The 26,998-nt window shown below is 74.8% G+C and carries 25 protein-coding genes; 2 read left to right on the forward strand and 23 right to left on the reverse strand.

What is annotated here, in order from left to right:
- Together MF605_RS07575 and MF605_RS07580 are read left to right on the forward strand one after the other, a co-directional pair.
- On the forward strand, positions 1 to 127 hold a 127-nt coding region (locus tag MF605_RS07575), incomplete at its 5' end, for an integrase core domain-containing protein (RefSeq protein WP_242821241.1).
- A gap of 9 nt (positions 128 to 136) precedes the next feature.
- On the forward strand, positions 137 to 1,192 hold the full coding sequence (locus MF605_RS07580; RefSeq protein WP_036336590.1) for an alpha/beta fold hydrolase: 1,056 nt from the start codon (positions 137 to 139) through the stop codon (positions 1,190 to 1,192).
- A 66-nt stretch (positions 1,193 to 1,258) separates the two neighbouring features.
- Here MF605_RS07580 and MF605_RS07585 read toward each other — a convergent pair whose 3' ends face one another.
- From MF605_RS07585 to MF605_RS07695, 23 genes are all read right to left on the reverse strand, one after another.
- Positions 1,259 to 3,421 carry a primosomal protein N' family DNA-binding protein gene (locus MF605_RS07585; protein WP_336627756.1) on the reverse strand — a complete coding sequence of 721 codons (2,163 nt, stop codon included), beginning with the start codon at positions 3,419 to 3,421 and terminating at the stop codon, positions 1,259 to 1,261.
- A 13-nt stretch (positions 3,422 to 3,434) separates the two neighbouring features.
- Entirely contained in the window at positions 3,435 to 4,697 is a 1,263-nt protein-coding gene (gene metK / locus MF605_RS07590; protein ID WP_095694620.1) for a methionine adenosyltransferase, read from the reverse strand.
- Positions 4,698 to 4,712: 15 nt separating this feature from the next.
- Positions 4,713 to 6,005: a bifunctional phosphopantothenoylcysteine decarboxylase/phosphopantothenate--cysteine ligase CoaBC gene (gene coaBC / locus MF605_RS07595; RefSeq protein ID WP_134416495.1), complete on the reverse strand. Its 1,293-nt coding sequence runs from the start codon at positions 6,003 to 6,005 to the stop codon at positions 4,713 to 4,715.
- Positions 6,006 to 6,012: 7 nt separating this feature from the next.
- On the reverse strand, positions 6,013 to 6,453 hold the full coding sequence (gene rpoZ / locus MF605_RS12085; RefSeq protein ID WP_065573109.1) for a DNA-directed RNA polymerase subunit omega: 441 nt from the start codon (positions 6,451 to 6,453) through the stop codon (positions 6,013 to 6,015).
- A 66-nt stretch (positions 6,454 to 6,519) separates the two neighbouring features.
- On the reverse strand, positions 6,520 to 7,170 hold the full coding sequence (gene gmk, locus MF605_RS07605; protein ID WP_134416493.1) for a guanylate kinase: 651 nt from the start codon (positions 7,168 to 7,170) through the stop codon (positions 6,520 to 6,522).
- Positions 7,171 to 7,241: 71 nt separating this feature from the next.
- Positions 7,242 to 7,556 (reverse strand): integration host factor, actinobacterial type, encoded by a 315-nt coding sequence (gene mihF, locus MF605_RS07610; RefSeq protein WP_134416491.1) that lies wholly within the window; start codon positions 7,554 to 7,556, stop codon positions 7,242 to 7,244.
- 138 nt (positions 7,557 to 7,694) lie between these two features.
- Positions 7,695 to 8,582, reverse strand: a complete 888-nt coding sequence (gene pyrF, locus MF605_RS07615) for an orotidine-5'-phosphate decarboxylase (protein WP_134416489.1) — start codon at positions 8,580 to 8,582, stop codon at positions 7,695 to 7,697.
- On the reverse strand, positions 8,579 to 11,884 hold the full coding sequence (gene carB, locus MF605_RS07620; protein WP_134416487.1) for a carbamoyl-phosphate synthase large subunit: 3,306 nt from the start codon (positions 11,882 to 11,884) through the stop codon (positions 8,579 to 8,581). The genes pyrF and carB overlap by 4 nt, the downstream gene beginning before the upstream one ends.
- 3 nt (positions 11,885 to 11,887) lie before the next feature.
- Positions 11,888 to 13,072, reverse strand: a complete 1,185-nt coding sequence (gene carA / locus MF605_RS07625; RefSeq protein ID WP_134416485.1) for a glutamine-hydrolyzing carbamoyl-phosphate synthase small subunit — start codon at positions 13,070 to 13,072, stop codon at positions 11,888 to 11,890.
- Positions 13,069 to 13,695, reverse strand: a complete 627-nt coding sequence (locus MF605_RS07630; protein ID WP_036380937.1) for a PH-like domain-containing protein — start codon at positions 13,693 to 13,695, stop codon at positions 13,069 to 13,071. The genes carA and MF605_RS07630 overlap by 4 nt, the downstream gene beginning before the upstream one ends.
- A complete protein-coding gene (locus tag MF605_RS07635) occupies positions 13,692 to 15,071 on the reverse strand; it encodes a dihydroorotase (RefSeq protein ID WP_063188942.1) in 1,380 nt (459 codons plus the stop codon). The genes MF605_RS07630 and MF605_RS07635 overlap by 4 nt, the downstream gene beginning before the upstream one ends.
- Positions 15,068 to 16,051: an aspartate carbamoyltransferase catalytic subunit gene (locus MF605_RS07640; protein ID WP_036313715.1), complete on the reverse strand. Its 984-nt coding sequence runs from the start codon at positions 16,049 to 16,051 to the stop codon at positions 15,068 to 15,070. The genes MF605_RS07635 and MF605_RS07640 overlap by 4 nt, the downstream gene beginning before the upstream one ends.
- Positions 16,052 to 16,054: 3 nt before the next feature.
- Positions 16,055 to 16,663, reverse strand: coding sequence for a bifunctional pyr operon transcriptional regulator/uracil phosphoribosyltransferase PyrR (gene pyrR, locus MF605_RS07645; RefSeq protein ID WP_036313707.1), 609 nt, complete (start codon positions 16,661 to 16,663; stop codon positions 16,055 to 16,057).
- A 169-nt stretch (positions 16,664 to 16,832) separates the two neighbouring features.
- On the reverse strand, positions 16,833 to 17,285 hold the full coding sequence (gene nusB / locus MF605_RS07650; protein WP_063188939.1) for a transcription antitermination factor NusB: 453 nt from the start codon (positions 17,283 to 17,285) through the stop codon (positions 16,833 to 16,835).
- Positions 17,278 to 17,841, reverse strand: coding sequence for an elongation factor P (gene efp / locus MF605_RS07655; protein ID WP_002857030.1), 564 nt, complete (start codon positions 17,839 to 17,841; stop codon positions 17,278 to 17,280). The genes nusB and efp overlap by 8 nt, the downstream gene beginning before the upstream one ends.
- 118 nt (positions 17,842 to 17,959) lie before the next feature.
- Entirely contained in the window at positions 17,960 to 19,129 is a 1,170-nt protein-coding gene (gene aroB, locus MF605_RS07660; protein WP_041103694.1) for a 3-dehydroquinate synthase, read from the reverse strand.
- Positions 19,126 to 19,737 carry a shikimate kinase gene (locus tag MF605_RS07665; RefSeq protein WP_240968317.1) on the reverse strand — a complete coding sequence of 204 codons (612 nt, stop codon included), beginning with the start codon at positions 19,735 to 19,737 and terminating at the stop codon, positions 19,126 to 19,128. The genes aroB and MF605_RS07665 overlap by 4 nt, the downstream gene beginning before the upstream one ends.
- A gap of 89 nt (positions 19,738 to 19,826) precedes the next feature.
- A complete protein-coding gene (aroC, locus tag MF605_RS07670) occupies positions 19,827 to 21,062 on the reverse strand; it encodes a chorismate synthase (RefSeq protein WP_134416483.1) in 1,236 nt (411 codons plus the stop codon).
- 79 nt (positions 21,063 to 21,141) lie between these two features.
- The gene (locus MF605_RS07675; protein WP_063188948.1) at positions 21,142 to 22,065 is read right to left on the reverse strand and encodes a shikimate dehydrogenase family protein; all 924 of its coding nucleotides are present in this window, start codon (positions 22,063 to 22,065) and stop codon (positions 21,142 to 21,144) included.
- A complete protein-coding gene (gene mltG / locus MF605_RS07680; protein WP_063188937.1) occupies positions 22,065 to 23,333 on the reverse strand; it encodes an endolytic transglycosylase MltG in 1,269 nt (422 codons plus the stop codon). The genes MF605_RS07675 and mltG overlap by 1 nt, the downstream gene beginning before the upstream one ends.
- Positions 23,330 to 23,899 carry a Holliday junction resolvase RuvX gene (gene ruvX / locus MF605_RS07685; protein WP_041103686.1) on the reverse strand — a complete coding sequence of 190 codons (570 nt, stop codon included), beginning with the start codon at positions 23,897 to 23,899 and terminating at the stop codon, positions 23,330 to 23,332. Before ruvX ends, mltG begins: the two co-directional genes overlap by 4 nt.
- Positions 23,859 to 26,570 (reverse strand): alanine--tRNA ligase, encoded by a 2,712-nt coding sequence (gene alaS / locus MF605_RS07690; RefSeq protein ID WP_063188936.1) that lies wholly within the window; start codon positions 26,568 to 26,570, stop codon positions 23,859 to 23,861. The genes ruvX and alaS overlap by 41 nt, the downstream gene beginning before the upstream one ends.
- Positions 26,567 to 26,956 (reverse strand): hypothetical protein, encoded by a 390-nt coding sequence (locus tag MF605_RS07695; RefSeq protein WP_020621562.1) that lies wholly within the window; start codon positions 26,954 to 26,956, stop codon positions 26,567 to 26,569. The genes alaS and MF605_RS07695 overlap by 4 nt, the downstream gene beginning before the upstream one ends.
- Positions 26,957 to 26,998 lie beyond the last annotated feature (42 nt).

A 26,998-nucleotide genomic window follows, 5' to 3' on the forward strand; every position in this document is an offset into this window, starting at 1 on the left:
GCGTGAGGCGCTGGCCGTGTGGGTGAACCACTACAACTACCATCGGCCTCATACCTCCTGCGGGGACGCCCCTCCGGCCTCGTTGGCACCGGCCCGAGTCAACAACGTCATGCCCTCCTACAGCTAGGGTGGGGACGTGCCTGTCCCGACGCCGTCCGCCGCCCCGGGCCCGCCCGTCCGCCTGCGCGATCTGCTGCGCCCGCCCGCGGCGCCCGCCGATCCCCGCGTGCTCACGGGCCACCCGGCCCGGACGCCCCGCCGGCACACCCTGGCCGTCCCGGACCCCGTCAGCGGGATCCGGTCGTCCGTGGCCGTGTGGGAGTACACCCCCGTTCCGGTGGCCGCGCCGGGATCGCCCGGCGCACCCGAGGGGGACGCGGCCGCTGCCCCGCTCGTGTTCGTGCACGGCTTCCGCGGGGACCACCACGGCCTCGCCCTGCTGGCCGACGCGCTCCCGGAGCATCCGATCCACTCGATCGAGCTGCCCGGCTTCGGGGCTTCGGAGCCCTTCCCCCACGCCGAGCACACCGTGGCCCATCACGCGGACGCGGTGGCCACCGTCGTCGCCGCCCTGGGTCTGCGGGCGACCCCCGTGCTGGTCGCGCACTCCTACGGGACGACGGTGGCGGCCGAGCTGGTCGCGCGGGACCCGTCCCGGTGGGGACGGCTGGTCCTGCTCAACCCCATCGCCGAACCCGCGCTGGAGGCGTCGGCGTCCGTGTCGAGTCGGGTGCTGGCGGCCGTCGCCGAAGGGTACTACGAGGTCGCCGCCCGCCTGCCCGAGCGCCCGGCGCGGCTGCTGCTGGGCGCGCCGCCGGTCGTGTGGGTGACCACGCTCGCCATGACCCGCACCAGGGACAGGGATGTCCTCGCGTACACCCATGACCAGCACCGGCGCCACTTCTCGGACTTCGCCTCCGCACGCATGCTCTCCGAGGCGTACCGCGCCTCGAGCACGGGCTCCGTGGCCGACGTCGCCGCCCGCCTCAGCCTGCCGGTGCTGCTGGTCGCGGGGCGGGAGGATCCGCTGGGCTCGGTGCCGGCACAGGAGGCGCTCGCCGCGGCGATCGACGACGCGGGCGGCACGGCGGAGCTGCACGTCCTCGACGGCGTCGGGCATCTGCTGCACTACGAGCGGCCGGCCGCCTGTGCGGCGTTGATCCGCGACTGGCTCCGCCGCGCCGGCCGCTGACGCCGTCATCGCCCCGGCGTCGCCGCGCTCCGGCCCCTCGGGCTGCGGGTCGGTCCGGCCGCCCCCTCAGAGCACCCCGGCCGGGTCGAGCCGCACCCGCACCGGGGCGGTCTCGCGCCGGGCGCTCGCCGCGGACCGGGCGGCGCGCAGGGCGCCGACGGTGGCCTCGGCCGCCGCGTACGGGAAGATCAGCAGGGCGCGGGAGCGGGTCTCGTCGGCGGGGTCCGGCACCGGCCCGATCCAGGGCAGTCGCGCCGGGCCGCCGTCGAGCGGGGCCGAGTGAGGATCCTCGTGGACGTCCTCGTCCGGCCGTTCCCGGCGGGCGGCCTCCACGAGCTCGAGGTACTCCGCGACGGCGGCGGCCTCCCCCGTGACCTCTGCGAGGCGGCCGGCGGGAGGCAGGTGCAGCTCGCGCCGCTCGGCGACCTGGCGCGCGGCGAAGCCGTCGGGGTCCCGTCGGACGAGCGCGTTCACCGCCTCCCCCGCGTCCGCGGTGACCACCACGACGCCCCCGTCGGAGGCGGGGCGGACCAGGCAGGCGGCCGCGAGCCAGCGGGCGAGCACGCGGCCCGGCACGTCGAGGCCCTCGCGCTGGAGCTGGCTGTCCCCGTCGAGCAGCAGGGCGGCCGCGTAGCCGTCGGGCGTCATCGGCTCGGCCCCCACGGTCGCCACCACCAGGGAGGGCCCGGGCGGCACCGAGCCGAGCATGTGCTGCGCCGAGGAGGCGTGCACGGGCACGCGCGGGAACGCCCGGCCCAGCTCCTCGGCCGTGCGGTCCACGCCGCGGGCGCCGGCCCGCAGCGTCGTGCCGCCGCACTCGGTGCACCGGAAGCCGCGCTCCCGGGTGCCGCACCACCGGCACGCCACCTCCCCGTGCCGGGCGGCCCGCGCGTCGCGGAAGCCCAGCGGCCCCGCGCAGACGCGGCAGCGGGCGGGCGTGCGGCACCGTTCGCACACGAGGGCGGGGATGAAGCCGGCCCGGGCCACCTGCACGAGCACCGGGCCCGGCCGTGGCCCGAGCAGCGCGGCGCGGGCGGCGGCCCAGGCGGCCTGCGGCAGCCGCGCCCGCTGCGCGAACGGGTCGCGCGCCGTCTCCCAGGCGTCGGCGGTGGAGACGACCCGTGGCCCGAGCTCGCGCTGGGTCGCGCGGGAGGGGCCCAGGTGCAGCAGCCAGCCCGACTCGACGAGCCGTTGCACCGGGACGGACCGGGAGGGCCCGGCGAAGAGCAGCGCCGCGCCGGTCGCGCGGGCCCGCTCCAGCACGACCTCTCGGGCGTGGAAGTAGGGCGCGCGGGGTTCGGCCCACGCGTCGTCGCCGTCGTCCCAGAGCACCACCAGCCGCAGGTCGCGCACGGGCGACCACACGGCGGCCCGGGTGCCGGCCACGATGCGCCGGGTGCCGCGCAGCGCGGCCAGGTGGGCGCGGTACCGGGGCGTGTTGCCGTCCTCGGAGCCGATCCGCGCGTAGGCGTCTTCGCCCACGTGCTCGTCGAGGGCGGCGCAGAGCCGGTCGAGGTCGCGGTGGTCGGGCACCAGCAGCAGGACGCCGCCGCCCGAGGCGGCCACCGTGCGCGCTAGGGCGGCCAGCGCGCCCGCCTCGTCCCATTCGAACAGGCGCGAGGGCACGACGGCGGCCGCCCGCGCGGCGTCCCCGGCCAGCACGGCGGACACGAACGCGGTGCCCCCCTCGAGGGACTCCCACACCGTGGGCACGAGGCCCTCCTCCGCCGCGGGCGCCTCCGGGCGCTCGGCGTCCGTGCCGGTCAGCGTCACAGGGTGGTCCGCGGCGGTTTCCGCGTCCTCCGCCAGGGCGGCCTTCTCGACCTGCGCGACGCGCGGGGGCACCGCGGCCCGCAGCACGTCCGTGACGACGCCGGCCTGGCGGCGGGCCACCGCGCGAGCGGTCGCCAGGACCTCCTCCGTCAGCGGCGGGATGGCGGTGAGCACGCCGGTGAGCTCGGTGAGCTGGGCGCCGGTGGCCGGCTCCTGCTCCCGCGAGACGAGCCAGCCCGTCATGGCCCGTCCGCCGAAGCGGACGGACACGCGGGAGCCGGGGACCGCCCGGGCGTCCAGGGCCACGGGCACGAGATAGTCGAACTCACGGTCCAGGTGCGGCACGGGCGAGTCCAGCAGGACGCGTGCGATCGGCCGCTCCGGCCACCCCTCGGCCCGCTCCGGCAGTCGGGGTGCGTCCTCCGGCTCGGGGAGGGCGAACAGCGTGTCCGTGATGCCCGCCTCCGGGTCAGAGGCCGGCGGCGGCGCGCAGCTGCTCGACGCGGTCCGTGCGCTCCCACGTGAAGTCGGCGTCGTCCCGGCCGAAGTGGCCGTTCGCGGCGGTCCGTCGGTAGATGGGCCGCAGGAGGTTCAGCTCCTTCACGATGGCGGCCGGACGCAGGTCGAACACCGCGTTCACGGCCTCGATGATCTTCTCCTCCGGCACCGTGGCCGTCCCGAAGGTGTCCACGTACAGGCCCACCGGCCGGGCCGAGCCGATCGCGTAGGCCACCTGGAACTCGGCGCGCGAGGCGAGGCCGGCGGCCACCACGTTCTTCGCGACCCAGCGGAGCATGTAGGCGGCGGAGCGGTCCACCTTGGACGGGTCCTTGCCGGAGAAGGCGCCGCCGCCGTGCCGGGCCATGCCGCCGTAGGTGTCCACGATGATCTTGCGACCGGTGAGGCCGGCGTCGCCCACGGGCCCGCCGATGACGAACTTGCCGCCCGGGTTGATGATGATCCGCATACCGGAGGTGTCGAGGCCGGAGCGCTCGATGACGGGTCGGATCACGTGCTCCTCCACGTCCGCCCGCAGCTGCTCCTGCGTGACCCACTCGTGATGCTGCGTGGAGACCACCACGGCCTCGACCGTGGTGGGCACGTGGCCGGGCGCGTAGCCGATGGTGACCTGCGTCTTGCCGTCCGGCAGCAGGTACGGCATGGGCGTGTTCTCCGCCCGGCGCACCGCGGTGAGCCGCTCGGAGAGCCGGTGCGCGAGGTAGATGGGCATGGGCATGTACGCCGGGGTCTCGTCCGTGGCGTAGCCGAACATGATGCCCTGGTCCCCCGCGCCCTGCTCGTCCACCTCGTCCGCCGAGCCGTACTCGCGGGCCTCGAGGGACCGGGAGACGCCGGCGAAGATGTCCGAGGACTGCTGGCCGATGGAGATGTTCACGCCGCACTGGGCGCCGTCGAAGCCGTTGGCCGAGGAGTCGTAGCCGATGTCCAGGATGGTCTCGCGCACGATCTTGGGGATCTCCACGTACGCCGAGGTGTTCACCTCGCCGGCCACCTGCACCAGGCCGGTGGTGGTCAGGGTCTCCACGGCCACCTTCGCCGACGGGTCGGCGGCGAGGATCGCGTCCAGGATGGCGTCGGAGATCTGGTCGCAGATCTTGTCGGGGTGGCCCGCCGTGACGGACTCGGAGGTGAAGAGGCGGAGCTCTCCGCCGCCCACCCCCGAATACGGGTCGGCGTGGCGGGTGGGGCTCAGCGAGGCGGCATCGGTCATGCCGCCCAGTCTAGGTCAGCGGCCCGACGCGCCGGCGGGGTCGCGACCGGCGAGGTCATCCACGATCGCCCGCACGACGGCGGCCGCCGCCTGGTCCTTGGAGCCCGCGGCCTCCACGGCGGGGCGGCCGTCGGCGAACAGGATGGTCACGGCGGTCTCGTCCCGGCCGAACACCTTGTCCGTGCCGACCTCGTTGACCACGAGCATCTCGCAGCCCTTGCGCGCCAGTTTGGCCCGGCCGTACTCGAGCACGGAGGACGTCGCGTCGCCGGTCTCCGCGGCGAAGCCGACGATGAGCGGGGCCATGGGCCCGCCCTCGGAGCGGGTGCGCACGGCCGTGGCGAGCACGTCCGGGGTGCGCTCGAGCACGATGACGGGCGCGCCGCCGTCGTCGCCCTTCTTCATCTTGGCGTCCGAGACCTCGGCCGGCCGGAAGTCCGCGACGGCCGCCGCCATCACGAGGACGTCGGCGTCGGCGGCCTCCGCCAGCACGGCCTCGAGCAGGTCCTGCGTGGACTCCACGGGCACGACGCGCTCGACGCCCTCGGGCGTCGGGACGGACATGGACCCGGCGACGAACCGCACGGTGGCGCCGGCCTCGAGGGCGGCGCGCGCCAGGGCGGCCCCCTGCTTGCCGGAGGAGCGGTTCCCCAGGTAGCGGACCGGGTCCAGGGCCTCGCGGGTGCCCCCGGCCGTGATCACCACGGTGCGACCAGCCAGCGGGCCGGGCGCGGGCTCGGCATCGGACCCGGACGCGGAGGCCCGGGGACGGCGCGGGGCGCCCGCGGCCGCGGCGGCCTGCGCACGCTCCCAGATCTCGGCGGGCTCGGGCAGACGTCCGGTGCCGGAGTCGGCCCCGGTGAGGCGGCCCACGGCGGGATCCACGACCGTGACGCCGCGCTCGCGCAGGAGGGCGACGTTGGCGACCGTGGCGGGGTGGTGCCACATCTCGGTGTGCATGGCGGGGGCCAGGACGACGGGGCACGTGGCGGTGAGCAGCACGTTGCCCAGCAGGTCGGGCGCCATCCCCGCGGCGGTGCGCGCGAGCAGGTCGGCGGTGGCCGGCGCGACCACCACGAGGTCCGCACGCCGGCCGAGCCGGACGTGGTTCACCTCGTCGACCGCCTCGAACGTGTCCGTGCGGACCGGGCGGCCGGAGAGGGCCTCCCACGTCGCCGCGCCCACGAACTCGAGGGCGTTGGCGGTGGGCACCACGGTCACGCCGTGGCCGGCCTCGGTCATCAGGCGCAGCAGCAGCGCCGCCTTGTAGGCCGCGATGCCGCCGCCGACTCCGAGGACGATCTCCATGACGGGCTCAGGCCTCCGGGGCGTCCTCGGAGGTGCCCTCCTCGGCGCGCACCGTCTCGGCGGCCTCCTCGATGGCGGCGGGATCGCCCATCGGCTGGTGGGCGTCGGACGACTCGAGGGTGGCGAACGGGTCGTCCTCGCCCGGCAGGGAGAAGTCGCCGAAGTCCTCGGCGGCCAGGTCGGCCTCCGGGGTGGCCTCGACGGCCTCGTGGGACTCGAGCAGGTCGGTCTCGATCTCGCGCAGGGCGATGGACAGCGGCTTCTCGTTCAGCTGGGTGTCCACGAGCGGGCCGACGTACTCGAACAGCCCCTCGTGCAGCTGCGAGTAGTAGGCGTTGATCTGCCGGGCCCGCTTGGCGGCGAAGAGCACCAGGGCGTACTTCGAGTCGACCCGCTCCAGCAGGGAGTCGATGGGCGGGTTGACGATGCCTTCGTACTGTTCGGTCACGGGGTCTCCAAAGTCTTCATCTCACTGTCACGTCGGCGCCGGGTGCGGCGTCGGTGCGGCCGGTCCTCAGGCCTCGGTCGGACGGCGCTCGGGGTCCAGCCCCATGAGTCTCACCAGTTCCTCGGCGGCCCGCTCCACGCGGTCGTTCACGACGACGGCGTCGAACTCGGGTTCCGCGGCGAGTTCCAGTCTAGCCGTTTCGAGCCGGCGGCGCTGTTCCTCCGGGCTCTCGGTGCCGCGGCCGAGCAGCCGGGACACGAGTTCCTCCCAGCTCGGCGGCGCCAGGAACACGAAGGTGGCCTCCGGCAGCGCACGGCGGACCTGGCGCGCGCCCTGCAGGTCGATCTCCAGCAGGACGTGGCGGCCCTGCGCCACGGCCTCCATCACGCGGTCGCGCCGCGTGCCGTAGCGGTGGACGCCGTGCACGACGGCCCATTCCAGCATCTCGTCCGCCTCGACGAGGGAGTCGAACTCCTCCGGCGTCGTGAAGTAGTAGTGCACCCCGTCCTCCTCGCCCGGGCGCGCCGGGCGGGTGGTGGCGGAGACGGACAGCCAGGCCTCGGGGTAGTGCTCGCGGACACAGGCCGAGACGGTGCCCTTGCCGACGGCGGTGGGGCCGGCCAGGACGGTGACGCCCGGGCCCGGGGGGCGTTCCTGGACGGCGGTGCGGGCCACTGGGACGGCGGGGGCGGGTCCGGGGTCGAACGTGTCGGTCACGCATCCTCCTGGTGGGACGGGCCTCGCAGGCCCTTCACCCGGGCCGGCGCCGACCCGCCGGGGTGTGGGGGTCACCGGCCAATATAGGCGATCAGCGCCTCGCGCTGACGACGGCCCAGGCCGCCCAGCCGACGCCGCGGCGAGACGCCGCACCCCGCCATCGCCGCCCGGGCCCGGACCTCGCCCACGCCCGGCAGGGCCAGCAGCAGGTCCACGGTCCGCAGACGGGCGACGGCGTCCTCGGCGTCCGCGCGCGCGAAGATGTCGGCCAGGCCGACCTCACCGGCGGCGAAGGCCGCCTTGAGCTCCGCCCGCGCCCGGCGGGCCTGGAGGGCCTTCCTCCGGGCCTCCGCCCGCTCCTGCACACTGAGCTGCCGCAACGCCATGGGTCTGACCTCGATGCCTCTCGTTCCTCACCGGCCCCATCGTGACCCTTCCACGGTCAAGGCCAACGAGCGCAGCCGATCGAAAGGGAAAATACCATCTCATCCACACGGCACGGGCGCGCCGGGAGGACGCGGGCGTCACCGCAGGGCGGCGCGATTCTCCTCGATCGCGTCCACCAGCGAGGCCACCGACGGACCCGCGCTCAGGATGCCGCGGGACGAGGTCGCCAAGACCTGCGGCCAGGCCGTTCCGAAGCCGGCCCGCATGCCCCGGGCCGTGGCGCCCTGGGCACCGAACCCGGGGGCCAGCAGGGGCCCGCCGAGGGCCGGCAGGTCCAGGCCGAGGCGGTCCGCCTCGGCGGCCACCGTGGCGCCCAAGACGAGTCCCACCGGCCCCCACGCGTCGTCGCCGCGCAGGGCCGCGTTCTCGGCGGCCGCGGCCCCGGCGATGCGCCGGGCGACCGATCCCTCGGCCGACCCCTCGCCCACGTGCTGGACCTCGCGGCCCTCCGGATTGGAGGTCAGCGCGAGGACGAACACGCCGCGGCCGGCCTCGTGGGCGGCGCGGATGGTCGGCACGAGGGTGCCGAAACCCAGGTACGGGCTGAGCGTCACCGCGTCCGCGGCCAGGGGCGAGGCGTCGGAGGTCCACGCGGCGGCGTAGCCGTCCATGGTGGAGCCGATGTCACCGCGCTTGGCGTCCGCGATCGTGAGCACCCCGGCGTCCCGGGCGGCCGCGAGCAGCCGCTCCAGGGCCGCCAGGCCGGCCGATCCGTGGCGCTCGTACAGCGCCACCTGGGGCTTGATCGCCGCCACGCGAGGCCCCTCGGGACCCACCGCCGCCTCGAGGGCGGTCAGGGAGAACGCCTCGAGGCCCGCCGGGGTGTCGCTCAGGCCCCACTGCCGCAGCAGGCCCGGATGGGGGTCCACGCCGAGGCACAGCGGACCGGCCGTCTCCATGGCGTGGGCCAGCCGCCGCCCGAAGGGGGCGCGGGGCCCCGCGCCGCCCGTCGCCGTCGTGGTCACGCCGCGGCCTCCGGCCCGGCGACGGCCTGCTGCAGGCGCGCGTCGTGCTCTTGCAGTGAGGTGACGGACCACTCGTAGGACCGCATGGCCTCGATGGCCTGCAGGCACGCCCCGAACTCGGCCGTGGTCGTGATCACCGGCACGCCGAGCGACGTCGCGGCCGCGCGGATCTCGTAGCCGTCCGTGCGGGCGTCGCCGCCGGAGGGCGTGTTCAGCACGAGATCGACGGTGCCGGCGTGCAGCTGCTCCAGCACGGTGCCCGCGCCGTCCTCGTGCCCGGCGTCGGCGATCTTCGCCACGACCTCCGCGGGGATGCCGTTGCGCCGCAGCACCTCGGCGGTGCCGCCGGTGGAGACCACCTGGAAGCCGAGGTCGACGAGGCGCTTGGCCTGGCCCACGAGGGTGCGCTTGTCCCGGTTGGCGACCGACACGAACACGCGCCCCGAGGTGGGCAGCGGGCCGCCGGCGGCGGACTGGGACTTGGCGAACGCGGTGTCGAAGTGCTTGTCGATGCCCATGACCTCGCCCGTCGAGCGCATCTCCGGGCCCAGCAGCGAGTCGACCACGCGGCCCTCCGCGGTGCGGAAGCGGGTGAACGGCAGCACCGCCTCCTTGACCGCCACGGGCGCGCCGATCGGCAGGGTGCCGCCGTCGTACGCCGTGGGCAGCATGCCCGCCGCGCGCAGGTCGGCGATGCTCTCGCCGACGCCGATCCGCGCGGCCGCCTTGGCCAGCTGGACGCCCGTGGCCTTCGAGACGAACGGCACGGTCCGCGAGGCACGCGGGTTCGCCTCGATCACGTACAGCACGTCCGAGGCGAGCGCGAACTGGATGTTGATCAGGCCGCGCACGCCGACGCCGGCCGCGATCCGCTCGGTGGCGCGGTGCACGCGCTCGAGCACGTCCGGGCCCAGGGTGACGGGGGGCAGCACGCACGCGGAGTCACCCGAGTGGATGCCCGCCTCCTCGATGTGCTCCATGACGCCGCCGAGGTACAGCTCGGTGCCGTCGTAGAGGGCGTCGACGTCGATCTCGATCGCGTCCTCGAGGAAGCGGTCCACGAGCATCGGCTGGTCGGGGGTGATCTCCGTGGCGTGCTCCACGTAGTGGGCCAGCGCCTCCTCGGAGTACACGATCTCCATGCCGCGGCCGCCGAGCACGTAGGAGGGGCGCACGAGCACGGGGTAGCCGATCTCGTCCGCCACGCGCTTGGCGTCGTCGAAGGAGACCGCCGTGCCGTTCTTCGGCGCCACCAGGCCCGCGCGCTCGAGCACGAGCGCGAACTCGCCGCGGTGCTCGGCCAGGTCGATGGCCGCGGGCGAGGTGCCCAGGATCGGCACGCCGGCGTCGGCGAGCTGCTGGGCCAGCTTGAGCGGGGTCTGACCGCCGAGCTGCACGAAGACGCCGCGCACGCCGCCGGAGGCCTCCTCGGCCGCGATGACCTCCAGGACGTCCTCGAGCGTGAGCGGCTCGAAGTAGAGGCGGTCGGAGATGTCGTAGTCCGTGGACACGGTCTCCGGGTTGCAGTTGACCATCACGGTCTCGTAGCCGGCCTCGCGCAGCGCCATGGTGGCGTGCACGCACGAGTAGTCGAACTCGATGCCCTGGCCGATCCGGTTCGGGCCCGAGCCGAGGATGATCACCGACTCGCCCTCGTGCGGGGCGACCTCGGTCTCGAGGTCGTAGCTGGAGTACCGGTACGGGGTGAAGGCCTCGAACTCGGCGGCACAGGTGTCCACGGTCTTGTAGACGGGGCGCACGCCCAGGGCGTGACGCACGCCGCGCACGACCGCCGCGTCCATGTGCCGCAGCGAGCCGATCTGGGCGTCGGAGAACCCGTGCCGCTTGGCGCGGCGCAGCAGGGTTTCGTCGAGGACCTCGGCGTCGCGGATCTCGTCCGCGACCTCGTTGATGAGCACGAACTGGTCCAGGAACCACGGGTCGATCGCGGTGGCCTCGAAGGCCTCCTCGATCGTGGCGCCGGCGTAGAGCGCCTGCTGGGTCTGGGAGAGCCGGTCGGTGGTGGCCGTGCGCGCCGCCGCGAGCAGGGCCTGCGGGTCGGCGTCCTGCGGGAACGCGAGCTCCGAACCCTTCTGCTCGAGCGAGCGCAGGGCCTTCTGCAGGGCCTCCGTGAAGTTGCGGCCGATGGCCATGGCCTCGCCGACCGACTTCATGGTGGTGGTCAGCGTGGGGTCCGCCGCCGGGAACTTCTCGAACGCGAAGCGCGGGACCTTCACGACCACGTAGTCCAGGACCGGCTCGAAGGACGCCGGGGTCTTCTGGGTGATGTCGTTGGGGATCTCGTCCATCGTGTAGCCCAGGGCCAACTTGGTGGCGATCTTGGCGATCGCGAAGCCGGTGGCCTTCGAGGCCAGCGCCGAGGAGCGGGAGACGCGCGGGTTCATCTCGATGACGACGACGCGCCCGTCCACGGGGTTCACCGCGAACTGGATGTTGCAGCCGCCGGTGTCCACGCCGACCTCGCGGATGACGTTGATCGAGATGTCCCGCAGCTTCTGGTACTCGCGGTCCGTCAGCGTCATGGCCGGGGCCACGGTGATGGAGTCGCCGGTGTGCACGCCCACGGGGTCCACGTTCTCGATGGAGCAGACGACGACGACGTTGTCGTTCTTGTCCCTCATCATCTCCAGCTCGTACTCCTTCCAGCCGAGGATGGACTCCTCGAGCAGGACCTCGGAGGTCGGGCTGTACTGCAGGCCGGCGCCGCAGATGCGGTACAGGTCGGCCTCGTCGTAGGCCATGCCGGAGCCGAGGCCGCCCATCGTGAACGAGGGGCGCACCACCACGGGGTACTTCAGGTCCTCGACGGCGGCCAGGGCCTCCTCCATCGTGTGCACGATGTGGGACCGGGCGGACTCGCCGCCGGCACGCTCCACGACGCCCTTGAACAGCTCGCGGTTCTCGCCGAGCTCGATGGCCTCGATGTTCGCGCCGATCAGCTCGACGCCGAAGCGCTCGAGCACCCCGTCCTTGTCGAGGGCGATGGCGGTGTTCAGCGCCGTCTGGCCGCCCAGGGTGGGCAGCAGGGCGTCCGGGCGCTCCTTCTCGATGATCTTGGCGACCACGGCCGGGGTGATGGGCTCGACGTAGGTGGCGTCGGCCAGCTCCGGGTCGGTCATGATCGTGGCCGGGTTGGAGTTGACGAGGACGACGCGGACGCCCTCCTCCTTGAGGACGCGGATGGCCTGGGTGCCGGAGTAGTCGAACTCGGCGGCCTGGCCGATCACGATGGGGCCGGAGCCGATGACCAGGACGGACTTCAGGTCGGTGCGCTTGGGCATGGATCAGGCTCCTTCGGTGGCGGGGGTGGTGGCGGTGCGGTGCTCGGTGAGCAGCTGCACGAAGCGGTCGAACAGGTCGAGGGTGTCGTTGGGGCCGGCCGCGGACTCCGGGTGGAACTGCACGGAGAAGGCGGGCCGGTCGAGCAGGCGCAGGCCCTCGACGACCTGGTCGTTCAGGGACCAGTGGGAGACCTCGACGCGGCCGAAGCGCGACTCCGGCGCCTCGATCGGGTCGCCGAGGGGGGCGTCCACGGCGAAGCCGTGGTTCTGGGAGGTGATGGCCACGCGGCCCGTGGCCTTGTCCAGCACCGGCTGGTTCGGACCGCGGTGGCCGAACTTCAGCTTGTAGGTGTCGAAGCCGAGCGCCCGGCCGAAGATCTGGTTGCCGAAGCAGATGCCGAAGAACGGCAGGCCGGCGTCGAGGACCTCGCGCAGCAGCTCCACCTGGGCGTCTGCCGTGGCCGGGTCGCCGGGGCCGTTGGACAGGAAGACGCCGTCCGGGTCCACGGCGCGGATGCCGGCCAGGTCCGTGGCCGCGGGCAGCACGTGCACGCGGATGCCGCGGGAGGCCAGGTGCCGCGGCGTGGCGGCCTTGATGCCGAGGTCGAGGGCGGCGATCTCGGCGATCGGCTCGCCCTCCCAGCCGTGCTCGGCCGGCTCGATGACGTACGGCTCCTCCGTGGTGACGGACTCCGCGAGGCGGGCGCCGGCCATCGACGGCTGGGCGCGCACCTCCGCCAGCAGCTCGGCCTCCGGGCGGGCGGCGTGCTCGCCGGAGAACACGCCGGCGCGCATCGAGCCCTCGGTGCGCAGGCGGCGGGTGATGGCCCGGGTGTCGACCTCGCGGATCCCGACGACGCCGAACGCCTCGAGCTCCTCGTCGAGGCTGCGCTCGGCGCGCCAGTTGGACGGACGCCGGGCCGCGTCGCGGACCACGTAGCCGGCCGCGAAGATCGCCCGCGACTCGCGGTCGGCGTCGTTGACCCCGGTGTTGCCGATGTGCGGGGAGGTCTGCACGATGATCTGCCCCGCGTAGGACGGGTCGGTGAGGGTCTCCTGGTAGCCGGTCATGCCCGTGGTGAACACGGCCTCGCCCAGGGTGCGGCCGCGGGCGCCGTAGGCCCGGCCGCGGTGGACGGTGCCGTCCTCGAGGACGAGCAGGGCCAGGTCGTCGGTGGGGGTGCTCATCGGGGGTCTCCTTCTCCTGCGCGGCCGGCCGGGTCGGCCGGGGCGGGGTCGATGATGGTCTGCAGGGCGGCGAGGAGCCGGTCGCGGTCCTCGGGGCGGTCGGGGCGGAAGGCGGAGGTGAGTTCGACGTCGCCGAGGCGCCAGCCCCAGGCGACGAGCCCGCCCGGCTCGACGAACTTGCCGGCGATCCCCGCGGACAGGCCGGCCTCGACGAGGTCGTCCGCGGGGATGAACAGGTTGGCGGCCCCGGGGCGGAGCACGAGCAGGCCGCGGTGGGCGCCGGCGTCGTGGACCTCGAGGACGGCGCGCGAGCGCAGGCCCAGGCCGTGCACCGCCACGCGGTCCAGTCGGTCCTCGCCGCGCACCGTGCCCACGTGCATGCCCTCCGCGGACAGCGTCGGCTCGGCGTCGTAGAGGGCCGTCGGCACGGGGGCCGGGGCCGGGATCCCGGCCTGCGCCCGGCGGCGGGCCCGCCACCCGAGGGCCAGCAGGCCGAGCAGCACGAGGACGACGGCCAGGGTGCCCAGGGTCACCGGCAGCCACACGTCCGCGTAGTCCTTCGTCGGGGTCCGCGGCGGGACGGGACGGGCCGCCAGGGCGGCGGCCAGGGGGGTGATGCTCACGCGCGCTCCCCCGTCTCCGTCAGGGCCGGGTGGCGGTACGGCCGGGCGGGGGCGCCGTCGGCGACGACGCGGGCACCGCGATAGACCGTGTGGCGCACCGCACCCGGCAGCTCCATGCCCCGGTACGGGCTGTTGCGGGACTTCGTCAGGTGCTGCTCGGGGTCCACGGTGCGGCGGGCCCGCGGGTCCACGAGCACGAGGTTGGCCACCGCGCCGACGCGCGGGACGCCGCGCTCGTCGGCCTGGCCCTGGTCGGTCAGGCCGGCGATCCGGGCCGGCGCCGTGGACATCACGCGGGCGACGCCGGCCCAGTCCATCAGGCCGGTGTCCACCATCGCCTGCTGCACCACGGACAGGGCGGTCTCGAGGCCCGTCATGCCCATCGCCGCGACCGTCCACTCGCACTGCTTGGTCTCGGCGGGGTGTGGGGCGTGGTCGGTGCCCACGGTGTCGATGGTGCCGTCGGCCAGCCCGGCGCGCAGGGCCATCACGTCGGACTCGCGGCGCAGCGGCGGGTTGACCTTGAACACGGGGTCGTAGGAGCGGACGAGCTCCTCGGTGAGCAGCAGGTGGTGCGGGGTGACCTCGGCGGTCACGGCCACGCCCTGGGCCTTGGCCCAGCGGATCAGCTCGACGGAGCCGGCCGTGGAGACGTGGCACACGTGCAGGCGGGAGTCCACGTGCTGGGCCAGCAGCACGTCACGGGCGATGACGGCCTCCTCCGCCACGGCGGGCCAGCCGGCCAGGCCGAGGACGCCGGAGAGCTCGGACTCGTTCATCTGGGCGCCGGCGGTGAGGTTCGGCTCCTGCGCGTGCTGGGCCACGAAGCCGCCGAAGGACTTCACGTACTCGAGCGCCCGGCGCATCAGCACGGCGTCGTGGACGCACATGCCGTCGTCGGAGAACATCCGCACGCGGGCCTGCGAGTCGGCCATCGCGCCGAGGTCGGCCAGGGCCTCGCCGGCCAGGCCCACGGTCACCGCGCCCACGGGGTGCACATCGCACCAGCCCGCGTCCCGGCCCAGCCGCCACACCTGCTCCACCACGCCGGCGGTGTCGGCCGTCGGCGTCGAGTTGGCCATCGCGTGGACCGAGGTGAAGCCGCCCATCGCGGCGGCGCGGGTGCCGGTCTCGACCGTCTCCGCGTCCTCCTTGCCGGGCTGGCGCAGATGGGTGTGCAGGTCGACGAGCCCGGGCAGCAGCACCAGGCCGGCGCAGTCGACCTCCTCGGGGGCCGGGTCGAGGCCGGCGGCGTGGGTCGCGGCGTCCGGGCCGAGGGCGGCGATCCGGCCCTCGGCGACGAGCACGTCGGCGGTCTCGCCCGTGGTCAGGCGCGCGCTGCGCAGCAGCAGGGGGGCGGGGCTGGGGGCGCTCACGGGCGGACCTCCTGGTCGTGGTTGAGGACGAGGTGCAGGACCGCCATGCGGACGGACACGCCGTTGGCGACCTGCTCGAGGGCGGTGTTGCGGGGCGAGTCCGCCGCCGCCGGGCTGATCTCCAGGCCGCGGTTCATCGGGCCGGGGTGCATGACCACGGGCTCGTCGAGCAGGGCGCCCCGGCCGGCGGTGAGGCGGGCGAAGCGGTCATCGGTCAGCCCCCAGGTCCGGGTGTACTCCCCTGCGGACGGGAAGAAGGCGCCGCCCATCCGCTCGGCCTGGACGCGGAGCATCATGACGGCGTCGGGGCCGGCGTCGAGGGCCTCGTCCAGCGAGTAGGTGACCTGGCACGGCCACGCGGCCACGCCCACGGGCAGCAGGGTGGGCGGGGCGGCCAGGGTGACCTGTGCGCCCAGCGTGCTGAGCAGCCACACGTTGGACCGGGCCACGCGCGAGTGCAGGATGTCCCCCACGATCACCACGCGCATGCCGGTCAGGTCCCGGCCGACCAGGTCCTCTCCCGTCGCCGCGGCGAGGCGCCGGCGCAGGGTGAAGGCGTCCAGGAGGGCCTGGGTGGGGTGCTCGTGGGTGCCGTCGCCGGCGTTCACGACGGCGGAGCGCACCCAGCCGGAGTCGGCCAGCTGGCGGGCCGCGCCCGAGGACCAGTGGCGCATCACGATGGCGTCCGCGCCGATGGCCTCGAGCGTCTGGACGGTGTCCTTGAGCGACTCCCCCTTGGAGACGGACGACCCCTTCGCGGAGAAGTTGATCACGTCCGCGGAGAGCCGCTTGGCGGCGGCCTCGAAGGAGATGCGGGTGCGGGTGGAGTCCTCGAGGAAGAGGTTCACCACGGTGCGGCCGCGCAGGGCGGGCAGCTTCTTGACCTCGCGCTGGTTGACGGCGGCCATCTCCTCGGCGGTGTCGAGGACGGCGAGGGCGTCGGCGCGGGAGAGGTCGGCGGTGGACAGCAGGTGGCGCACGGCTCAACCCTCCCGGGTCGCGACACGGTCGACGATGCTCACGGCGTCCTCGGTGACCTCGCCGGTGCCCTCGGGGCCGTCGACCTCCATGAGCCGGACCTGGACGCGCTCGGCGGTGGAGGTCGGCAGGTTCTTGCCCACGAAGTCGGCCCGGACGGGCAGCTCGCGGTGCCCGCGGTCCACGAGGACGGCCAGGCGCACGGCGGCGGGGCGGCCCAGGTCGGCGATCGCGTCGAGGGCGGCCCGGACGGTACGGCCGGAGAAGAGGACGTCGTCCACGAGCACGACGACGGCGCCGTCGAGGGGGACCTCGGGCAGGCGGGTGGGCATCGGGGTGCGGGCCGTGCCGCGGCGGAGGTCGTCCCGGTAGAGCGTCACGTCCACCTCACCGACGGCGGCGGTGGGGTCGAAGGCCGGCTCGATGCGGGCCAGCAGGGCGCCGAGCCGCCGGGCCAGGGGGGCCCCGCGGCGCGGGATCCCCATCAGGACGAGACCCTCGGCGCCCTTGTTGGACTCGAGGATCTCGTGGGCGATCCGGGTCAGCGCCCGGTCGATCTCGGACGTGGACAGCACGGTCCGGGCAGCACGAGGTGCGGCGGGGTCAGTTCCCATGCCGGCGCCTCCTTCCCCGCCTCACAGGACGGCTCTTAAAGGATGCGTGGTTCGTCCCGGGGCGCCGGTGGGCCCCCGCGCGGGACGTCGCCGACTCTACCAGCGAGGCCCGCCCCACGGCGCGGATGACGCGGTGCGAAACGGGCCTCGTGACGGAGCTCTCGGCGGCTCAGGCGAGCAGCGTCGGCTTGACCTGCTGCAGGCGGCCGAGCAGACCGTTGACGAACTCGGGCGAGTCGTCCGTGGACAGCTGGGCGGCCAGGGCGACGGCCTCCGAGATGGCGACGGCGTCCGGCACGTCGTCCTGGAACAGCAGCTCCCAGGCCCCCACGCGCAGGATCGCCCGGTCGACGGCGGGCATGCGGTCCAGGGACCAGCCGCGGGAGTAGGAGCTCAGGGCCTCGTCGATCCGCTCCTGGTCCGCGATGACGCCCTCCACGAGCCGCTGGGTGTAGGCGTTCACCTGCAGGTCGGTGCTCTCGCGGCGGGTGCGGATGCCCTCCAGCACGGTGGAGCCGCGCTGCTCGGCCTCGAACAGGATCTCCACCGCACGCTGCCGGGAGCGGCTGCGCGCCGTGGTTCCCCGCTTGGCACCGGAGCCGGCGGAGGCCCGCTCAGTCATTGACGCGGCCGAGGTAGTCGCCGGTGCGGGTGTCGACCTTGACGCGGGTGCCCTGCTCCACGAAGAGCGGCACCTGGATCTCGGCGCCGGTCTCCACGGTGGCGGGCTTGGTGCCGGCGGAGGAGCGGTCCCCCTGCAGGCCCGGCTCGGTGTAAGTGATCTCCAGGACGACGGACGCCGGCATCTCCAGGTACAGCGGCGTGCCCTCGTGCAGGGCGATGACCACCTGGGTGTTCTCGAGCATGTACTTCGCGGCGTCGCCGACCACGGCCCCGGGCACGGTGATCTGGTCGTAGTCCTTGACGTCCATGAACACGTAGTCCGCGCCGTCCTGGTAGAGGTACTGGTAGTCGGAGCGGTCGACGGTGGCGAACTCGACCTTGGCGCCGGCGTTGAAGGTCTTGTCCACGACCTTGCCCGTGGTGATGTTCTTCATCTTGGTGCGGACGAACGCGCCGCCCTTGCCCGGCTTGACGTGCTGGAACTCGGTGACGTTCCAGAGCTGGCCCTCCAGCTTCAGGACGGCGCCGTTCTTGATGTCGTTGCTCGTTGCCACGTGTGTGCTCCCAATCGGTCTCGCGGACCGTCACGGGTCCGCCTGCAGTGGGTGGGGTCTTGGATGTGCGCGGGCCAGTCTACGGGAGGCCCCGCGCGGGGCCGGGGTCAGCGGCGGCTCACTCCGCGATCTCCTGGTACGCCGCGAAGAGCAGGGACGCGTCCGGGATGTCCACGGTGGTGGGCTGCGCGAGCCCGTCCAGCAGGACGAAGCGCAGCTGGTCGCCGCGGTTCTTCTTGTCCCGGCGGATGCCCTCGAGCAGGGTCTGCCACCGGTCCCCGCGGTAGGAGACGGGCAGGCCCAGGGCTGTCAGCACCGACCAGTGCCGGTCCGCGGTGGCGTCGTCGAGCCGGCCGAGGGATCGGGCCAGCTCGGCCGCGAAGACCAGGCCCACGGACACCGCGGCGCCGTGGCGCCACTGGTAGCGCTCGGCGAGCTCGATCGCGTGCCCCATCGTGTGGCCGTAGTTCAGTGCCTCGCGGGCGCCCGACTCGCGGGGGTCGCGGGAGACGACGTCCGCCTTGACCCGGATCGAGCGCTCGATCAGCTCGCGCAGCCGCGGGGAGTGCGGGTTCTGGGCCTGGGCCGGGTCCTCCTCGATGAGGTCGAGGATCGCGGGGTCGGCGATGAAGCCGCACTTCACGACCTCGGCCAGGCCGGAGATCAGCTCGTTGGCCGGCAGGGTGAGCAGCGTGTCCAGGTCGGCCAGCACGCCGGCCGGATTGTGGAACGCCCCCACCAGGTTCTTGCCCTCGGCGGTGTTGATGCCGGTCTTGCCGCCCACCGCCGCGTCCACCATGCCCAGCAGGGTGGTGGGCATGTGCACGACGCGGATGCCGCGCAGCCACGTGGCCGCCACGAAGCCGGCCAGGTCGGACACGGCGCCGCCGCCCACGGAGACGATCGCGTCCGACCGGGTGAAGTCGTTCTGGCCGAGCACCTGCCAGCAGAACCCGGCCACCTGCAGGTGCTTGCCCTCCTCGGCGTCCGGGATCTCGGCGGTCAGTGCGGTCAGGCCCACGGCCTCGAGGTCGTTCTTGACGACGTCGCCGGTGGCCCGGAGGGCGCGCGGATGGATGACCAGCACGCGTCGGACGGTCGGGCCGAGCAGGTCCGGCAGGCGCGCGAGCAGGCCCCGGCCCACCACCACGTCGTAGCCGCCGTGCACGGCCGCCTCGTGGCCGCCGGCCACGGGGATGACCGTCACGTCCTCGGGTGCGGCCGGAGCGGCCGCGGGCGCCGCCCCCGGTGTCTCCTGCTCGGTGATGTCCGGCTCACGGTCGGTCATGGGTGTGACTCACTCCTTCGGGGGCGGTGGGCGTCCCCCACGATACGCCAGGCCGCTTCGGCGGCCGTCAGGCCTGTGGTGTCGAGCACGAGGTCGGCGACCTCGCGGTACAGCCCCTCGCGTTCGGCGAGGATGCGCCGCCAGGTCCCGGCGGGGTCGCCGGCCAGGACGGGGCGGCCCGCGCCGCCGCCCACGCGGCGCAGCGCCTCCTCCTCTCCGACCGCGAGGTAGACGACGTCGGAGTCCGGCCCGGCCAGCGCGCGGCGGGTGCCCGGATGCAGGACGGCGCCGCCGCCGCACGAGAGGACGCACGGGGTGGGTCGGCCGAGCACATGGCCGATGACGCGCGCCTCCTCCGCCCGGAACGCGGCCTCGCCGTGCTCGGCGAAGAACTCCGGGATCGGGCCGTGGACCTGGGTGAACAGCTCGTCGGAGTCCACGAAGGGCAGCCCGGTCACGGCGGCCAGGGCCCGGCCGACCGTCGTCTTCCCGGCCCCCATCGGGCCGACGAGGACGACCCGGCGGGCCGGGCGCGCGGCCGGGTCCTCGTCGGCCGCGGCGGCCACCGTGGCCGCGGCCGTCAGGCGCGCCTCGAGGGCACCGGTCATGCCCTCCCACGGGCACACGGTGACGGGGCCGGGGACGGGACGCGTGCTCGGGTCCGGTCCCGGGGCCGGCGCGGTCCCGGGGGTGTCGGTCACGGCAGGGGGTCGCCCATCGGGCCGTCCGCCACGACGTCGGCGGCCGGCTCCGGCAGGGCGGGGACCGCGGCCTGGAACGCCTCGAGGTTGCGGCGCGTCTCGGCCACGGAGTCGCCGCCGAACTTCTCGAGCATCGCGTCGGCCAGGACGAGGGCGACCATGGCCTCGGCGACGATGCCCGCGGCGGGCACGGCCGCCACGTCGGAGCGCTGATGGTGGGCCGTGGTCTCCGCGCCCGTGGCGACGTCGACCGTGGGCAGCGCGCGCGGCACCGTGGCGATCGGCTTCATCGCGGCGCTCACGCGCAGCAGCTCACCCGTCGACATGCCGGCCTCGATGCCGCCGGCCCGGTCGCTCGTGCGCCGGGGGCGGCCGTCCGCGCCGCGGGCGATCCCGTCGTGGGCGGCGGAGCCGCGTCGGGCGGCCGTGGCGAACCCGTCGCCGACCTGCACGCCCTTGATCGCCTGGATGCCCACGAGCGCCCCGGCCAGCCGCGCGTCGAGGCGGCGGTCCCAGTGCACGTGGGAGCCCAGGCCGATCGGCACGCCGTACGCCAGCACCTCCACGACGCCGCCGAGGGTCTCCCCGGCGCGGTGGGCGTCGTCGACCTCGGCGACCATCGCCGCCGAGGTCTGCGGGTCGAGGCAGCGGACCGGGTCGGCGTCGAGGCGGGCCTCGTCCTCGGGCACGGGGAACGGGTGGCCCTCCGGCAGGGCGGCCTCCCCGAAGGCCACGGTGTGGGAGACGATCCGCACGCCGAGCTCGCCGAGGAAGGCGCGGGCGACGGTGCCCAGGGCCACACGGGCGGCGGTCTCACGGGCGGAGGCGCGCTCGAGGAGGGGGCGGGCCTCGTCGAAGCCGTACTTCTGCATGCCGGTCAGGTCGGCGTGGCCGGGCCGCGGGCGGGTGAGCGCCGCGTTGCGGGCCAGACCGTCGAGCTCCTCCGCGGGGACGGGATCGGCGGCCATCACCTTCTCCCACTTGGGCCATTCCGTGTTGCCCACCTGGATCGCCACGGGCGAGCCGAGGGTGCGGCCGTGGCGGACGCCGCCGAGGATCGTCACCGCGTCCTGCTCGAACTTCATGCGCGCGCCGCGCCCGTACCCCAGGCGGCGGCGCGCGAGCGCGTCCTGCACGTCCTGCGTCGTGACCGGGATCCCGGCCGGCAGTCCCTCAACGATTCCTGTGAGCGCGGGGCCGTGAGACTCCCCCGCTGTCAACCAGCGCACCATGGCGTGCAGTCTCTCACGCACGGGGCACCGCGCCGCCGCGTGTGACCGGACGGGACGCGCCGGATGCGGCGTCCGGCGCTCAGCCGGCGGCCGGCCCCAGGGCGTCCGCCGCGGCGCGCGTCACCGCCGCCCAGTCCGGCTCGGGCATCCCGGCCGCGGCGCGGGGCCGGGCCGTGAACAGCCGCACCTGCTCGACGCCCTGGTGCAGCAGCATGGACAGCCCGGACGCCACCGGACCGCCCTCCCGGGACCAGGCGGCCGCCAGCACGGAGGGCCACGGGTCGTAGGCCGCGTCCAGCAGGGGCGGCAGGGCGGCGTCGGCCGGCACGTGCGCGGCCAGGGCGTCCGCGGCGCGCGGCGGCAGGGTGGCGACGACGGCACGCAGCCCCGGCGCCCGCCGGAGCAGATCCGCCTGGGTCAGGGTCGCCCAGCGCAGCCCCAGCGCGTCGGCCAGGGCCGTCACCTCGGCGGCGCGGGCGGCGTCGCGGACGCCGAAGAGCACCGCGTTCGCGCCGAGCGTGGCGGCGGCGAGGACGGCCGCCGTCGCGGTCCCCCCGTTCCCGAGGACGCCGACGGTCCCGCCCCGGGCGGCACGGTCGAGGCCGGCCGCGGCGAGGGCGCCGAGGATGCCGTCCACGTCCGTGTTCTCGGCGTGGACGACCCCGGGGGCGGCGGGATGGTCGCGCACGAGGGTGTTCGCGGTGCCCAGGAGCCGGACGCGGTCGCTGACGTGCCCGGCGGCGGCGACGACCGCCCGCTTCAGCGGCATGGTGACGGAGCAGCCGAGCCAGTCCTGCCCGCGGGCCGCGGCCGCGCCGCCGTCGGCCGCGCCCGGGGCGCCGAGGTGCTCGGCCGCGAAGGCCAGCACCTCGTCCTCGCCCAGGTCACGGCGGCCGTAGTCGACGTCGAGGCCGAGGACCCGGTAGGCGGCCGCGTGCAGCACCGGGGAGAGCGAGTGGGCGATCGGCCGGCCCAGGACCGCCGCGCGCAGCACGGGGCGCATCAGCACACCCCCGGATTGGACGCGCAGTAGCGCTGCAGGGTGCGCACGTGCTGCTGGTGCTCCTCATAGGTGCGGGAGAACTCGGTGTGGCCGGTGCCGATGTCCGTGGTCACCCAGTAGTAGGCGTCCGTCTCGGCCGGGTCGAGGGCGGCCTCGACGGCCGCGTCGGAGGGCATGCCGATCGGACCCGGCGGCAGGCCCGGGTGCACGTACGTGTTGTAGGGGTTCGAGGCGTCCTGCCGCTGGCCCGAGGTGAAGCTGAGGCTGCGCACTCCGAGGCCGTACGTGACGGTGGCGTCGATCTGCAGGAGCCCGTGCGTCTCGGTGTTGTCCGGGGCGAGGCGGTTCTCGATGGCGCCGGCGACCTGCTGGTAGTCCTGGGGCAGGGCCTCCGCCTCGAGGATGGAGGCGATCGTGAGCACGCGCTGCTGCTCGGCCGGGTCGCGGACGTCGAGGGCCTCGAGCTCGGCGAGGGTGGGCCGGACCAGGGCGTCGAGCACCTGCCCGGCGGTGGCGTCGACGGGGAGGCGGTACTCCCCGGCGTCGAGCCAGCCCTCGAGCGTGCCCGCCTCCCCGGGGACGCCGTAGCGGGTCGGGTCCTGGGCGGCGGCCTCGAGCTCCTCGCGGGGCAGCCCCGTGGCCTCGGCGACGGCGTCCAGCACCTCGGTGAGTCGCCGCCCGCGCTCCACGAGCACGTAGTGCACGGCCCCGTCCGTGGCACCCTGGAGCACCGCGAGGGCCTCGGCCGCGGGCATCCGCTCGCGCAGCACGAAGTCCCCCGAACGGACGAGACCGCTGCCCGTGTCCCTGGCGGCGCGCTCGAAAGCACGGGCTGAGCCCACGATGCCGGCCCGGTCCAGGCGGGCCGCCACGGAGCCCAGGTCCTCGCCCGGCTCCACCGAGAACGTCACCTCGTCGCCCTCGACGGCCGTGTGGTCGGGGCCGCTCAGGAAGCCGCGCACGATCAGCCCGACCACGACGGCGAACGCCACCAGCACCGTGCCCAGCACCAGCGCGGTCCGCCGCCGGCCGGCGCCGCGGTCGACCCGCGAGGCCGGGTGGGACCCGGTGCCCCGGCGGCGCAGGAACGTGCGGGGCCGGCGTGGGCCGGCCGCGCCGACCGGCTGGGACGGGGCGCCGACGTCGGCCTCGTCCGCCTCCTCGTGGGCGAAGCCGAACACGTCGAGGTCGTCGTGGACGTCGGCCTCGTCGTCGAGCAGATCGTCCCAGTGGTCCTCACGCCGAGCGTGCTGGTGGTCGCCGGTCACCGGATCGGCTCCCGGTCCTGGCCGGCCCAGCGCCCGGTGCGGCGCTGCTCGTCCACGGCGGCCTGCAGGATCGCGACGGCGGCCGCCTGGTCGATCACGCCGCGGCTGTCCTTGACGGACCGGCCCGCGGCCCGCAGTCCGGCCTGCGCGGAGACCGTGCTGAGCCGCTCGTCGACGAGCCGGACCGGCACAGGGTGGCCCGCCTCGGCCAGGGCGGCGGCGACGGCGTCCGCGTAGTCGAGGGCGTCCTGCGTGGACGGCGTGTGCTCGCCCCGTAGATTCACCGGCAGGCCGACGTACACGGCGACGACGTCGAGCTCGCGTGCGTGGGCGACGAGCTCGTCCACGTCACGACGTCGACGCGCATCCCGCCGCAGGGTGGCCACGGGGGTGGCGATCAGGCCGTCGGGGTCGGCCGACGCGACGCCCACGCGGGCACGGCCGACGTCGACGCCGAGGGTGCGCCCCCGGCGCACGGCGTCGGTTGCCGCGTTGGCCCCGTCCTGACCTGCGCTCACGTCCGCCTCAGGCCGCGCGCACCGCGGCGACGACGGCGTCGAGCGCATCCCCGACGCGCGTGACGTCCTGGCCGCCGCCCTGGGCGACGTCGTCCTTGCCTCCGCCCCCGCCGCCGAGCACGCCGGTGGCGGTCTTGACCATGGCGCCCGCCTTGAGGCCGGCCGCGCGGGCGGCCTCGTTGGTCGCCACGACCACGAGGGGCCGGCCCTTGGCCTCGGCCGTGAGGGCCACGAACACGGGCGTGCCCGCCGCGTTGCCGCCGGCCGACTCGATCCGGGCGCGCAGGTCCAGCGCGAGGGAACGCAGCTGGTCCCCGGCCACGTCGCCGGCGTGGTGGGCCAGCACCCGCACCGACGTCCCACCGGACGTCGTGACGTCCCGGGCCTGCGCGGCGAGCTGTCCGGCCTGGGCCTGCAGCGCCTGGGCCCGCAGCTCCGCGACCTGCTTCTCGGCCGCCTTGAGCCGGTCCAGGGTGGCGCCGATGCGGTCCTTGAGCTCCTCGGCCGGGGCCTTGAACATCTCCGAGAGCTCGGAGACGAGGGTGCGCTCCGCGGCGAGGTGGCGGAACGAGTCCAGGCCGACGAGGGCCTCGACGCGGCGGTTGCCCGAGCCCACGGACTGCTCGCCGAGCAGGGTCAGCGAGCCGATCTGCGCGGTGCGGCCCACGTGGGTGCCGCCGCACAGCTCGCGGGACCAGGCGCCGTCGATCTCCACGACGCGCACCCGGTCGCCGTACTTCTCGCCGAACAGGCTCATCGCGCCGAGTGCGCGCGCCTCCTCGAGGCTCATCTCCTGGGTGAGCACGGTGTGGTCGTCGCGGATGGCGATGTTCACCACGTCCTCGACCTCGGAGCGGGCCCCGGCCGAGAGCGACTCGGCCCAGCGGAAGTCGAAGCGCAGGTAGCCCTCCTTGTTGAAGGAGCCGGACTGGGTGGCCTCGGGGCCGAGGATCTGGTGCAGCGCGGCGTGCACCAGGTGGGTGCCGGAGTGGGCCTTCTCGCCGTCAAGGCGGCGCTGCAGGTCGATCGCGCCGAGGGCCTGCGCGCCGGCGGCGACCTCGCCGTCGAGGACCTTGACCCTGTGCACGGACAGCCCCTTCACGGGGGCCTGCACGTCGAGCACCTCGAGGCGGAAGCCGTCGCCGGTGATCAGGCCGGTGTCCGCGGCCTGGCCGCCGGACTCCGCGTAGAACGGCGTGGCGTCTAGGACGAGCTCGAGCTCCGTGCCGGCGCCCGCGGACGGGACCTCCTCGCCGTTCTGCAGCAGGCCGCGCACCACCGACTCGGTGGTGTGCTCGGTGTAGCCGGTGAAGTGGGTCTGGCCTTCGGCGCGCAGGCGCTGGTACACGGCCGTGTCCGTGTGGCCGGACTTCTTGGCCTTGGCGTCCGCGCGGGCGCGGTCGCGCTGCTCGGCCATGAGGGCGCGGAACCCGGCCTCGTCCACGGCGACGCCGGCCTCCTCCGCGATCTCCAGCGTCAGCTCGATCGGGAAGCCGTAGGTGTCGTGCAGCTCGAACGCGTCCGGGCCGGCGATGCCGCCGCCCGCCGAGCGGGCCTGGCCCACCGCGGCGTCGAGGCGGGCCGTGCCCGCGGCGATGGTCCGCAGGAACGCCTTCTCCTCGGCGTAGGCGATCCGGGCGATGCGCTCGAACTCGTCCGCGACGACCGGGTAGGTGCCCTTCATCGCGTCCCGGGAGACCGGCAGCAGCTCGGGGAACACGGGCTCGGTGACGCCCATCAGGCGCAGGGCGCGGACGACGCGGCGGATGAGGCGGCGCAGCACGTAGCCGCGGCCCTCGTTGCCGGGACGCACGCCGTCGCTGATCAGCATCAGGGCCGAGCGCACGTGGTCGGCCACCATGCGCAGGCGGACGTCGTCGTCGTAGTGCGGGTCGGCCGGGTCCTCGGTGGAGGTGTAGGAGCGACCGGCCAGCTGCGCGGCGCGGTCGAGCACGGGGCGGACCTGGTCCGTCTCGTACATGTTCTCCACACCCTGGAGGATCATGGCGAGCCGCTCGAGGCCGAGACCGGTGTCGATGTTCTTGTGCTCGAGCTCGCCGGCGACGTCGAAGTCGTCCTTCGAGCGCACCGCGGAGAGGCGGTACTGCATGAACACGAGGTTCCAGATCTCGATGTAGCGGGTGTCGTCCGCGGCCGGGCCGCCGTCGACGCCGTACGCGGGGCCGCGGTCGTAGAAGATCTCCGAGCAGGGGCCGCCCGGGCCGGGCTGGCCGGTGTGCCAGTAGTTGTCCTCCTTGCCCATGCGCTGGATGCGCTCTGGACGGACGCCCACGTCCTCGCGCCAGATGCGCTCGGCCTCGTCGTCCTCGCGGTACACGGTGACCCAGAGGCGCTCGGGGTCCAGGCCGAAGCCGCCGTCCTCGACCGAGGACGTCAGCAGCTCCCAGGCCATCGGGATGGCCGTCTCCTTGAAGTAGTCGCCGAAGGAGAAGTTGCCGCACATCTGGAAGAAGGTGCCGTGGCGGACGGTCTTGCCGACCTCCTCGATGTCCGCGGTGCGGATGCACTTCTGCACCGAGACGACGCGCGGGCTCGGCGGGGTCTGCTCCCCCAGGAAGTACGGGATGAACGGGACCATGCCGGCCACCGTGAACAGCAGCGACGGATCCGGCGAGACGAGCGACGCCGACGGCACCACGCGGTGCCCCCTGGACTCGAAGAAGGCGGTCCAGCGGCGGGCGATCTCCTGGGACTTCATGCGGGGGTGTCCTTCTGCGTGGTGGTGGTCTGGGGGCGGGCGGCGCCGTGCGACGGCGGCTCCACGGTCTCCCCGGAGATGATCGGCCCCGTGTGGGGCAGGTAGGGCGCGGCCCAGGGGGCCTCGGCGCGGACGCGCTCGGCCAGGCGCCGGGCACCGTCCTGCAGGGCGGCCGCCGCGGCGTCGGCGGCGGCCTCACCGGCCTGGCGGGCCAGACGCTCCGGGTCCAGGCGGGCGGAGAACCCCGCGCGCCCCCCCGCGGAGCCAGGGTCAGACGTCGGCGCGTCGGTCGCGTCGGTGGCCGGGTGGGCACGGTCGCCGAGGGCGCGGTGTGCGAACCAGCCGGATGCGGCGCCGGCGCCGACGAGCAGCAGCGAGCGGAGCATGGCGGGGGCCTCCTTCGGACGGCAGGGATTCCGGCCCCACCT

Origin of the sequence: Micrococcus luteus (genome assembly GCF_022664405.1) — a bacterium.
Taxonomy (GTDB): domain Bacteria; phylum Actinomycetota; class Actinomycetes; order Actinomycetales; family Micrococcaceae; genus Micrococcus; species Micrococcus luteus.

Coding starts and splice junctions, on each gene's coding strand:
- metK (WP_095694620.1), bottom strand. CDS start 4,697: ATGACCGATGCCGCCTCGCTGAGCCCCACCCGCCACGCCGACCCGTAT.
- coaBC (WP_134416495.1), bottom strand. CDS start 6,005: ATGGAGATCGTCCTCGGAGTCGGCGGCGGCATCGCGGCCTACAAGGCG.
- mihF (WP_134416491.1), bottom strand. CDS start 7,556: ATGGCGTTGCGGCAGCTCAGTGTGCAGGAGCGGGCGGAGGCCCGGAGG.
- carB (WP_134416487.1), bottom strand. CDS start 11,884: ATGCCCAAGCGCACCGACCTGAAGTCCGTCCTGGTCATCGGCTCCGGC.
- carA (WP_134416485.1), bottom strand. CDS start 13,072: ATGAGCACCCCCACCGACGACCTGGCCCTGCTCGTCCTCGAGGACGGC.
- pyrR (WP_036313707.1), bottom strand. CDS start 16,663: ATGGGAACTGACCCCGCCGCACCTCGTGCTGCCCGGACCGTGCTGTCC.
- nusB (WP_063188939.1), bottom strand. CDS start 17,285: ATGACTGAGCGGGCCTCCGCCGGCTCCGGTGCCAAGCGGGGAACCACG.
- aroB (WP_041103694.1), bottom strand. CDS start 19,129: ATGACCGACCGTGAGCCGGACATCACCGAGCAGGAGACACCGGGGGCG.
- MF605_RS07665 (WP_240968317.1), bottom strand. CDS start 19,737: ATGACCGGTGCCCTCGAGGCGCGCCTGACGGCCGCGGCCACGGTGGCC.
- aroC (WP_134416483.1), bottom strand. CDS start 21,062: ATGGTGCGCTGGTTGACAGCGGGGGAGTCTCACGGCCCCGCGCTCACA.
- MF605_RS07675 (WP_063188948.1), bottom strand. CDS start 22,065: ATGCGCCCCGTGCTGCGCGCGGCGGTCCTGGGCCGGCCGATCGCCCAC.
- ruvX (WP_041103686.1), bottom strand. CDS start 23,899: ATGCGCTCGACGCCGTCGTCGCCGCGGTGCGCGCGGCCTGAGGCGGAC.
- alaS (WP_063188936.1), bottom strand. CDS start 26,570: ATGAAGTCCCAGGAGATCGCCCGCCGCTGGACCGCCTTCTTCGAGTCC.
- MF605_RS07695 (WP_020621562.1), bottom strand. CDS start 26,956: ATGCTCCGCTCGCTGCTGCTCGTCGGCGCCGGCGCCGCATCCGGCTGG.